The organism is Klebsiella sp. A52, from assembly GCF_018388785.1.
Classification (GTDB): domain Bacteria; phylum Pseudomonadota; class Gammaproteobacteria; order Enterobacterales; family Enterobacteriaceae; genus Klebsiella; species Klebsiella aerogenes.
Genome location: NZ_CP074437.1, coordinates 2,596,413 through 2,605,321, shown reverse-complemented (window position 1 = coordinate 2,605,321; position 8,909 = coordinate 2,596,413). Strand labels below are relative to the sequence as shown.

10 protein-coding genes and 1 pseudogene are annotated in these 8,909 nt (G+C 51.7%); 5 read left to right on the top strand and 6 right to left on the bottom strand.

Translation table 11 applies throughout. The features are described from left to right. Window positions 1–6: 6 nt before the first annotated feature. Window positions 7–1,077, bottom strand: coding sequence for a 3-deoxy-7-phosphoheptulonate synthase AroF (aroF, locus tag KGA69_RS12400; RefSeq protein ID WP_047050536.1), 1,071 nt, complete (start codon window positions 1,075–1,077; stop codon window positions 7–9). A gap of 343 nt (window positions 1,078–1,420) precedes the next feature. On the opposite strand from aroF, the gene KGA69_RS12395 reads away from it, so the two are divergent. The 3 genes from KGA69_RS12395 to KGA69_RS12385 are packed head-to-tail and all read left to right on the top strand — an operon-like array spanning window position 1,421 to window position 3,638. After that, window positions 1,421–1,930, top strand: coding sequence for a regulatory sequestration protein YfiR (locus KGA69_RS12395; protein WP_026612240.1), 510 nt, complete (start codon window positions 1,421–1,423; stop codon window positions 1,928–1,930). Further along, window positions 1,923–3,146: a diguanylate cyclase DgcN/YfiN gene (dgcN, locus tag KGA69_RS12390; RefSeq protein ID WP_049059304.1), complete on the top strand. Its 1,224-nt coding sequence runs from the start codon at window positions 1,923–1,925 to the stop codon at window positions 3,144–3,146. Before KGA69_RS12395 ends, dgcN begins: the two co-directional genes overlap by 8 nt. Window positions 3,147–3,158: 12 nt before the next feature. After that, a complete protein-coding gene (locus KGA69_RS12385; protein ID WP_045395099.1) occupies window positions 3,159–3,638 on the top strand; it encodes an OmpA family protein in 480 nt (159 codons plus the stop codon). Window positions 3,639–3,643: 5 nt separating this feature from the next. On the opposite strand, the gene KGA69_RS12380 is transcribed toward KGA69_RS12385, so the two are convergent. Both KGA69_RS12380 and KGA69_RS12375 read right to left on the bottom strand, forming a co-directional pair. Then, window positions 3,644–5,014 (bottom strand): PepSY-associated TM helix domain-containing protein, encoded by a 1,371-nt coding sequence (locus KGA69_RS12380; RefSeq protein WP_213292351.1) that lies wholly within the window; start codon window positions 5,012–5,014, stop codon window positions 3,644–3,646. 56 nt (window positions 5,015–5,070) lie between these two features. Then, on the bottom strand, window positions 5,071–5,520 hold the full coding sequence (locus KGA69_RS12375; protein WP_213292350.1) for a DUF2946 domain-containing protein: 450 nt from the start codon (window positions 5,518–5,520) through the stop codon (window positions 5,071–5,073). A gap of 439 nt (window positions 5,521–5,959) precedes the next feature. On the opposite strand from KGA69_RS12375, the gene KGA69_RS24140 reads away from it, so the two are divergent. Both KGA69_RS24140 and KGA69_RS12365 read left to right on the top strand, forming a co-directional pair. Then, window positions 5,960–6,211, top strand: coding sequence for a hypothetical protein (locus KGA69_RS24140; RefSeq protein ID WP_223683759.1), 252 nt, complete (start codon window positions 5,960–5,962; stop codon window positions 6,209–6,211). Window positions 6,212–6,652: 441 nt separating this feature from the next. After that, the gene (locus KGA69_RS12365; protein ID WP_223683760.1) at window positions 6,653–7,081 is read left to right on the top strand and encodes a WapI family immunity protein; all 429 of its coding nucleotides are present in this window, start codon (window positions 6,653–6,655) and stop codon (window positions 7,079–7,081) included. A 27-nt stretch (window positions 7,082–7,108) separates the two neighbouring features. Here the strand turns inward: KGA69_RS12365 and KGA69_RS12360 are convergent, their stop codons facing one another. The 3 genes and pseudogenes from KGA69_RS12360 to KGA69_RS12355 all read right to left on the bottom strand — a co-directional run bounded on the left by KGA69_RS12360 (window position 7,109) and on the right by KGA69_RS12355 (window position 8,846). Continuing rightward, window positions 7,109–7,249, bottom strand: coding sequence for a hypothetical protein (locus KGA69_RS12360; protein WP_223683761.1), 141 nt, complete (start codon window positions 7,247–7,249; stop codon window positions 7,109–7,111). Window positions 7,250–7,311: 62 nt separating this feature from the next. Beyond that, window positions 7,312–7,523: pseudogene (locus KGA69_RS24135) on the bottom strand (baseplate assembly protein); the annotation flags it as partial. A 291-nt stretch (window positions 7,524–7,814) separates the two neighbouring features. After that, complete coding sequence (locus KGA69_RS12355; protein WP_213292349.1) at window positions 7,815–8,846, bottom strand: site-specific integrase; 1,032 nt, start codon at window positions 8,844–8,846, stop codon at window positions 7,815–7,817. Window positions 8,847–8,909: the final 63 nt, after the last annotated feature.

Sequence of the window (8,909 nt, the reverse complement as noted above, 5' to 3'; positions counted from 1 at the left end):
ATCCTCTTAACCCAGACGTGCCGCCAGATGTCCGCGCAGATCGCTATCGAGCTCGCGCAGCAGTGCATCGGTAGTTTCCCAGCTGATGCAGGCATCGGTGACGGATACGCCATACTTCATATCGCAACGGGGCTGCTCAGAAGACTGATTGCCTTCGTGGATATTGCTCTCAATCATCAGGCCAATGATGGAACGGTTGCCATCTTTGATCTGCGCGACGACGGATTCCGCAACCGCCGGCTGACGACGGAAGTCTTTATTGGAATTACCATGACTGCAATCTATCATCAGCGACGGTTTCAGTCCCGCCTGCGCCATCTCTTTTTCGCACTTCTCAACATCTTCCGGGCCGTAGTTAGGCGCTTTGCCGCCGCGCAGAATGACGTGACCATCCGGATTCCCCTGGGTCTGCAGCAGGCAAACCTGGCCGGCCTGGTTGATGCCGACAAAACGGTGCGGCATGGCGGCGGCGCGCATGGCGTTGATCGCCGTCGCCAGGCTGCCATCGGTACCGTTTTTAAAACCAACCGGCATCGACAGACCGGATGCCATTTCACGGTGGGTCTGCGATTCGGTGGTACGCGCGCCTATGGCGGACCAGCTGAACAGATCGCCAAGGTATTGCGGGCTATTTGGATCGAGCGCTTCTGTCGCCAGCGGCAGACCCATATTGACCAAATCAACCAGCAGGCGACGCGCGATCTTGAGACCGCCTTCAACATCAAACGAGCCATCCATGTGCGGATCGTTAATCAGCCCTTTCCAGCCAACGGTAGTACGGGGCTTTTCAAAATAGACGCGCATCACCAGGTAGAGGCTATCGCTGACCTCTGCGGCAAGGGCTTTAAATCGACGAGCATATTCGATAGCAGCTTCCGGATCGTGGATTGAGCAAGGACCACAGACCACCAACAGACGCGGATCGCGGCCGGCAATAATGTTGGAAATAGTCTGACGGGAGTGCGCGATCTGCGCTTCCTGCTCCACGGTTAACGGGAATTCGGCTTTCAGTTGATCCGGGGTAATCAGAACTTGTTCATCGGTAATATGTACGTTATTCAGCGCGTCTTTTTGCATGATGGCGATCCTGTATAGCTCGTTTGCGATAGTTGTTGCCTCAGCGGGCATGACGTAACCATACCATATAAAGTAAAGATATCAATCCATATTACGTAAACTTTAATTTACACTAGCAAAATAATTGGCATCGGATTGCCCGCAAACTGTTCATATAAATGTACACATGACGAAAGACTCTTTTTGCCGCCGCGCTTTACTCATTCCTTTACTAAAATTCCTGGTAAGGATTATCTCAAAGCGGCCGGGGCAGCTAATGACGCTTTTTGCCAATAATGCTATTCTCCGCTCAGGCAACTGCGAACTGCGTTTCCCGTGCAATAACGATTTGACGGACCCGTTAATGAAAGAGTTTTACCGTCTATTTTTGCTTTTCTTTTTGCTCATCGCGGGAGTTCCCGCTTTTGCCGCTGAGACATCTGAGAACGTTCGCGCCATAGTTTCGGGGATTGTGACTTATACGCGCTGGCCAAATTTATCCGGCCCGCCGAAGTTATGCGTTTTTTCCACCTCCCGATATATCCGCAGTTTGGCTCAGGAAGCGCCGGAAAATTTACCTTATCAACCGGTGATAGTTCGAAATTCACAGGAAGCCCTAAAGGCCAGCTGCGACGGTTTGTATTTCGGCAGTGAAACCCCGGATCAGCAGTCTGCATTAACAAAAAAATATGGCTCCCGTCCCCTATTACTCATAGCGGAACAAAATACCGATTGCTCTTTTGGCAGCGCTTTTTGCTTGCTCATAAATGACGATAGGGTGAGGTTTTCCGTTAATCTGGATGTCCTGACGCATAGCGGTGTACGGGTCAATCCGGACGTACTGATGCTTGCCCGGAAGAAATCACATGAATAAGGATTTTTCTCAGGCCCCGCGCCCCACTTTCAAAAACGCGTTACGCCGAATCAGCATGATAAGCGTAGTGATTTCGATGACGCTGGTCTGGCTTTTGCTCAGCGCCGCCTCTGTCATCACGTTAAAACAGTACGCGCAAAAAAATCTTGAGCTCACCGCGGCAACCATGGGCCGCAGCCTCGAAGCGGCACTGGTTTTTGGCGATGCCACCGCCGCAGAAGATACGCTGGCGACGCTTGGAAGACAGGGGCAATTTTCCGAAGCCACGCTTCTGGACAGCCGTCAGCGTCATTTCGCCGACTGGCGTAATGACGCCTTAGTTAAAAACGAAAAATTCAGTGGTTATATTAGTAAATGGCTGTTTCCTGAACCGACTGTCCAGCCAATCTGGCATCAGGGAAAAATAATCGGTGAGCTTCGTCTGAAGGCGCTCGATCGGTTAATCAGTCATTTTCTCGGTGTTTCGCTGATCGTATTGACCGGTAGTATTCTGCTGGCGTCCGTTATCGCCCTGATGCTCACCCATTCTCTGCACCGCGGTATTGTCACCGCGCTGCAAAGTATTACCGAAGTGGTACATGATATCCGCGAAAACCGCCATTTCTCGCGCCGTGTACCGGAAGAACGTATTGAGGAATTCCATCTCTTCGCCCAGGACTTCAATAGCCTGCTCGGAGAAATGGAGGATTGGCAGCGTCAGCTGCAGGCAAAAAATGCGCAACTGCTGCGCAGCTCGTTACATGATCCACTAACGGGATTGGCGAATCGCGCGGCGTTTCGCAACGTCATCGGTAAACTAATGGACGATGACGAGGCACGCCACAGCTCGGCGCTGCTGTTTCTTGACGGCGATAATTTCAAACTCATTAACGATAACTGGGGACACGCCGCCGGCGATAAAGTCCTTATTGAGGTCGCCAGCCGCCTGATGGCATTCGTTGGCGACCAACACCAGGCATGGCGTCTGGGCGGCGATGAATTCGCCATTTTATTGCACGATGTGCATACAGAAACCGAAGTCCAGGCGCTTTGCGCAACGCTGTCCGAACAGTTTCTCCAGCCATTCAACCTTCACAATGGCCACACGGCAACGCTCTCTCTGAGTATTGGCTATGCTTTGACCTGGGAGCACACCTCGGTGGAGGAGCTGCAGGAACTGGCCGATCAGAATATGTATCGGATGAAAAACCAGCGTTTTCATCACACACAAAAATAAGAAGGAATTACTATGCTCAGGCAATTTATTGCACCCACTCTTCTGGCTGCATTTCTCCTCACCGGGTGCCAGGCGCCAGGTAAGTTTTCTAAAGAACAGGTCGCAGCAATGAAGTCTTACGGCTTTACCGAAGCCGCTGGTGATTGGTCTTTAGGTTTGTCTGACAGCATTCTGTTTGACAAAAACGACTATCGCCTGCGTCCCGAAAGCCAGCAGCAAATCCACAGTATGGCCGCACGGTTAGCTGAGACCGGTATTACCCATAGCCGTCTTGAAGGTCATACCGATAACTACGGCGAAGACAGCTACAATGAAGCGCTGTCATTAAAGCGCGCCAACAGCGTGGCGGATGCCTGGGCTGAAGGCGCGAAGATTCCGCGCAGTAATTTAACCACCCGCGGGTTAGGTAAAAAGTACCCCATCGCCAGCAACGATACCGCTGCAGGCCGTGCTGAAAACCGCCGCGTTACCGTGGTGATCAGCACGCCTTAAGCACGTTAGTCTACCGACTTAACCAGCCTCATCGCTGAAGCCGCGCGCCAGCGCAGGTAATCAACCACGAGGCACGCCGCGAGGCTGACGCCCATCAGCGGCACCGCCAGCCCGAGCAGGAGCGCAATTAGCAGCGCAAGCGCCCGGGCGGCAACACTTAGCCCCAGCCACGCTTGTACCAACGTCTGTGCAGGATTAAACGCACTCTGCGTCGGACGGCGGATCCACCACAGGCGGTAGCCGACGATGATCATGACGCACAGAGCCACCCCGAACGCCACCAACAGCAACTGGTTCGCCAACCCGAACAGTAAACCCATATGAAAATCGACGCCCCATCGGGTCAGCTTAGCCATCAGCGGGAAATCGCTAAAGCGGGTACGATCCACGACTTGTAACGTCTCGCCATCAATGGCCACCGCATCGACCCGTGTCGGCCAGCTACGGTCAATTTCATTCACCGTCCACGCCATCCCCGCGCTTTTGGGCGGCCGGATCTCCAGCTTGCTGGCCGTCAGCCCTGCGGCCTGCGCCACCTGCAATACGCTATCGAACCGATCCGCAGTCACTTTCACCTGTGGCTCATCCATTGCCATATGCGCCATGTGGTGCCCGGCATGCGGATCGGGCGGCATCGCCTCCCCGCCATGAAGTTGCGTATTGACCTGCGGCGTTAGCCAGCCAAACGCGGCGCGCATCTTATCGACGTTACCGCCCGCCCACTGCGACCAGGTTAAGCCAGTGGCGGAAAACAGCAACATGCCAACCAGTAACACCCAGCCCAGCGTCACGTGCAGACGGCGGGTATTTTGCAGCCGATTGTTTATACGCCGCTTCGGACGGGTCATCGCCCATAGCGCAATACCGCCCAACGCCGCAACCCACATCCAGGAGGCCGCCAGTTCGCTGTACAGCCTGCCGCCGTCACCCAACAGCAATGATTTATGCGCGTAATCAATCCACTGGCGCAGCGGTAAAATACCGCTGGTACCGTAAACCGTCAGATCGCCTTTGACCCGTAGCGTCACCGGATCAACAAAAATAGCCCGGTTTTCTGATTCCCCCAGCCGCGGGTCGGCAAACATCACCCGCGTCGTTTCGCCGGCGGTAATACCCGGGCGCACGGCCTGCAGGCGGAGGTTGTTTTGCGTAGCCTCTTTGGCGACGGCAATTTGCGCGCTAAGCGGCTGTCTTTCGCCGTTGAGCGAGCCCTGTAAGGCGTCATGGTACAGCCAGTTTTCCAGCTGCGGCGTGGCGACATACAGCGTGCCGGTCAAGGCCGCGACAAAGATAAATGGTCCGATAAACAGACCAATATAGAAATGGAGGCGCCGCAGCAGGTTTAACCATGCCGGGCGCGAGGTGCAGGTAGTCATACTCTTCCTTTTTTAAAGCAAAAGAGGTCGTTGCGCAGTACGCAGATTCATTTTTATTAAAGGGAAAAAGCAGACAGCCGCGGCGGCGCGCGGGTTTCAGGGTAGAGCCAGGGGAAGTAGTGCCAGTGTTTTAATACCGGGCGAGAAACCGGCAGGCGAATGCGCCGCAGGATCATAGCGAAGAACAGCGCCAGCGCGAACAGTAGCCCCGGTACGTGCGCTAATAGCACGCAATAGCCGCAGGCTTCGGCGTGATCAACCGGCATGCTATGCGCCGGCTGTGACGCGCTGTCAGCGCCGTGCATCATTACCATCTCATGCCCGGACATCCCATCATGAGACTCGCCCATCGGCATAGCATGATGCATGCCCGGCATCGCGCTCATGGGATCTTTCTGTAGCGAAATGGAGATCAGCGGCGCCACCACGATCAGCAGGATCGCAAACAGCGCCAGCCAGGCGGCCCGCCGTTGAAATGCTGGTTGTGAGAAAATAGTGCCGTTCACCGCCCCTCCGAAATCCGGGCGATATTGTAATTGATTTACATCAAAATAGTTAAAATTTAGATAAAAAAAGGGCCAGCCATCTGGCCAGCCCTTTCTATCAGGATGTCGCGAAAGCGAATCTTAGTTAAGACATTCCTACTGACACTCAATACAAATCCAGTAATTACCATAAAAAACAATTAGTTAATTTTATTTTTAATGCAATGAATTGCAGTATTATGAAACCTCTGTCGCCACTTTATCGCCAATTGCTATGGGGGACGATTGCTGGTTGCATTAACAAACGCCGTCGGTGCTGCAACTCGCTTTCGGTGCTGGCGGGGTTGAACAACAAGCCCAGCGAGGCGTTAGCTGCTGAGGTGTTTAAAACAAGTCAGGAAAAGTAGATTGAAGCAAAAACGTCCATTATGATGATCTGAGGGTTAACCAAAAGAAAATCATGACGATGAGTGTTGGATTAATTACAGACGAGCCAGGACGTTTTTACACCTTCCAATCAACATTGCCAGCCGGTGAATACTTTGAATTTCGCCCACGCAACCCAGCACTGAACTCAAAACCCATCGTTGATGACGAAAGCGGGATGTGTATTGGTTACTCCGTCGCTCAGGCTCCCGGGTTATGGCAGATTTATGATGCCGACGGTATGTTTGTCAGGCTGGAAGAGGCGCCATTAGAAGCCCCCCCCTGATTGATCCCACAGACCTCGCTTTAATTGCTTTTGGCGTATTTCGTCTATTTCGTGCGGGTAAAGCATTACTGGAGAGTGGTGTTAAAACCGCCGTAACTGTGAGACTTAGTGAGGCTACAATCAGTCTCTTGCGTGGCCGGCTGAAAATGGGCTTATCAGCTCACACGCTCAGAATGAGTGAGTCATCGGCAAAACATATACTAAACCCCGGCCGCTATGTGCCTTTACAGATCCAGGAAAAGGCCATTCGCTATGGCGCGAGAACGCCGGATCCACTGAAAAAACCAGGCCTTTTCCGGTATGAAGCGCGTATGTATAAACTTGTTGAGAACAAGCAAAATAAAGGCTCATATATTTATAAGTCATACCGTCTTGAGGTTTTAGTCAGGGAAGCTGACTGGACTATCATGCATTTTCAGTACATGCCTTGAAGGGGGAATAATGATAGATATCATCAGCGGTGACAGGCATCTGAAATTAACGCCTTATGAAAGAGTGACTGAACCCGAGATACCATCCTATAGCCGTATTATGGTATGGGTTGAGTTCTCAATTCCTGCCTTAAAAACCGAGTTTGCAGCAGAGTTTTTTGTCGGTCAGTTAGAGCAATTCAGGAATGATACACAAAATTTCCATCAGGCCTTAAAGAATGGGGGGGAATCTAAGGATATTAACTTAACCTCGGCATTCGAGCAGGTTGTACTTAAGTTTCACCAGGCGCATTTTGCCGGGGCTGTTGGCGTCAGCATGGAACTAAAGCCTGAAAACCATGCTGAAAGTATTACGCTTGAGGGCTCCCTCGATATTGATGAAAGTTATTTTCCCGACCTGATCTCAGGTCTCGATGACATCATTTCATGGCAAAACTGATACATGCATTCAGCCATAAGACCGACACTAAGAATGTCGGTTTTTTATGCCATTGAGTCGCGATTTTCCCGTTGTTAACGGCACCGGCTCGCCGATGGTAAACTCCTCCATTTTTTGCGGGGCGCTGGCGGTCATGGCGACTGCTTTACGTGGCTTGCGCTTGCTCATGCTTCCACCTCACCCGCTGCAACAGCAAAAGACCAGTCGCAGCCAAACAGCCTGCGATAATCGTCGGCGCTGCGGTCGTGATATTCATATGCACCGACCGGCCCCGCTACGCTCAAGCCTTCAAATGCCTGTGTGTACGCAGACGCAGATGCAGGTCAGTGTCGGATTCCATAACGGCAGGCGTTGGCTGGATAGTGGTGTCATCTGCCGGTGTGATGGTGAGGCGCTCGGTAGTATTGTTTCCGGGCACGACGTCGAGGTCGTTACCGGTTGAAGTGGATCCCGCGCCGCCACATCTGACGCGAGTGCAACAACATCAGCTCTGGCTTTGACCTGCTTCGGCAGGTTTTTTATCTCTGTCGCTATTTTGCCGCCATCGGCAACAAAAAAGGGGTTAGCATTACGCTAACCCCTTGTTTTATAACACGCTTTGGATGTAGCGTGATGCGCTTATTAGTTAAGACGCTTCTAGTAATCGATATTGAAAATCAACAATATACAAAAATAACAATAAGTTACGCATATCCTAGATATGTTTTAAACCACCCTCGCACATGCTGCGTGGTCATTCGGTGGACATTATCAAGCTCAGGGGATTCAGCTCGACAGCCTGCTCAAGATGGTCAGGAGCGAAGTGTGCGTATTTCATTGTTTCACGAATGTTTGCGTGCCCGAGTATCTTTTGAAGTACGAGAATGTTGCCACCATTCATCATAAAATGCGCACCGAAAGTATGACGCAGGACGTGGGTCTTTTGCCCTTCCGTCAGCTCAATATCTGTGAGCAAAAGCATTTTCTTGAATTCCTGATAGCAGGGCTTAAACATCCTCCCTTGACGGGTAGCTAATTTTTCGTAGAGCCATTTTGGGATGGGAACAGTGCGATTCTTTTTGCCTTTGGTCTTTGTAAACGTCAGTTTGTATGGCGAAAGTTGGGGGCGAGTTAGCCGCTCTGCCTCTCCCCATCGCGCACCAGTTGCCAGACAAATTTCGGCAATCTGTGCAAGGTCTTCATGTCCGTACTTCTGACATGCCAGTATGAGCTGCGGAATTTGCTCTAACGTCAGCCAGGACATCTCTTTTTCAGCCTCTTTGAAGACACGAATACCATCCAGAGGGTTTGGTAAACTCCACTCCCCTAGCCGCTTTAACTCGTTAAATACGGCCTCTAAATATTGCTGCTCCCGATTGACCGTTATCGGCTTTGCTACCCACTTAGCCGGGTCTTTATGATAACCATTGTCAATCTTGCCGCTTAGACGCTGGTCACGATAATGCGCCCAGTCCTTAGCTGTAAGTTGTGATGCTATCGGGTCGCCTAGTCCGTTGCAGACAATTTGCAGTTTAGCCAGTCGGGATTTGCTGGCAACCAGCGCCTGCCCATGCAGATTATGCCAGAGCTGAATAATTTCGCTGAGTTTACGCCGGTCTTCTTTTTCTGACATCCACGGCTTATCTTTGGCCTCATCGCGGTAATATTGCTCATAAGCCACTGCCTCACCTTTGGTGGTGAAGCGTTTACGCACGCGACGGCTTTCTCTCCCATTAACGCGAAAATCACATAGCCACTCACCGGATGAAAGTTTTTTAACAGTCAAATCCCCCCCTTATTTGCTACATCTAGCACTGTGGCTAATAGACTGTCTTATAAACTGAGGTAT

Excerpts from the sequence above, each read along its gene's own strand:
- aroF (WP_047050536.1), bottom strand. The coding sequence starts at position 1,077 with ATGCAAAAAGACGCGCTGAATAACGTACATATTACCGATGAACAAGTT.
- KGA69_RS12395 (WP_026612240.1), top strand. The coding sequence starts at position 1,421 with ATGAAAGAGTTTTACCGTCTATTTTTGCTTTTCTTTTTGCTCATCGCG.
- dgcN (WP_049059304.1), top strand. The coding sequence starts at position 1,923 with ATGAATAAGGATTTTTCTCAGGCCCCGCGCCCCACTTTCAAAAACGCG.
- KGA69_RS12385 (WP_045395099.1), top strand. The coding sequence starts at position 3,159 with ATGCTCAGGCAATTTATTGCACCCACTCTTCTGGCTGCATTTCTCCTC.
- KGA69_RS12380 (WP_213292351.1), bottom strand. The coding sequence starts at position 5,014 with ATGACTACCTGCACCTCGCGCCCGGCATGGTTAAACCTGCTGCGGCGC.
- KGA69_RS24140 (WP_223683759.1), top strand. The coding sequence starts at position 5,960 with ATGACGATGAGTGTTGGATTAATTACAGACGAGCCAGGACGTTTTTAC.
- KGA69_RS12365 (WP_223683760.1), top strand. The coding sequence starts at position 6,653 with ATGATAGATATCATCAGCGGTGACAGGCATCTGAAATTAACGCCTTAT.
- KGA69_RS12360 (WP_223683761.1), bottom strand. The coding sequence starts at position 7,249 with ATGAGCAAGCGCAAGCCACGTAAAGCAGTCGCCATGACCGCCAGCGCC.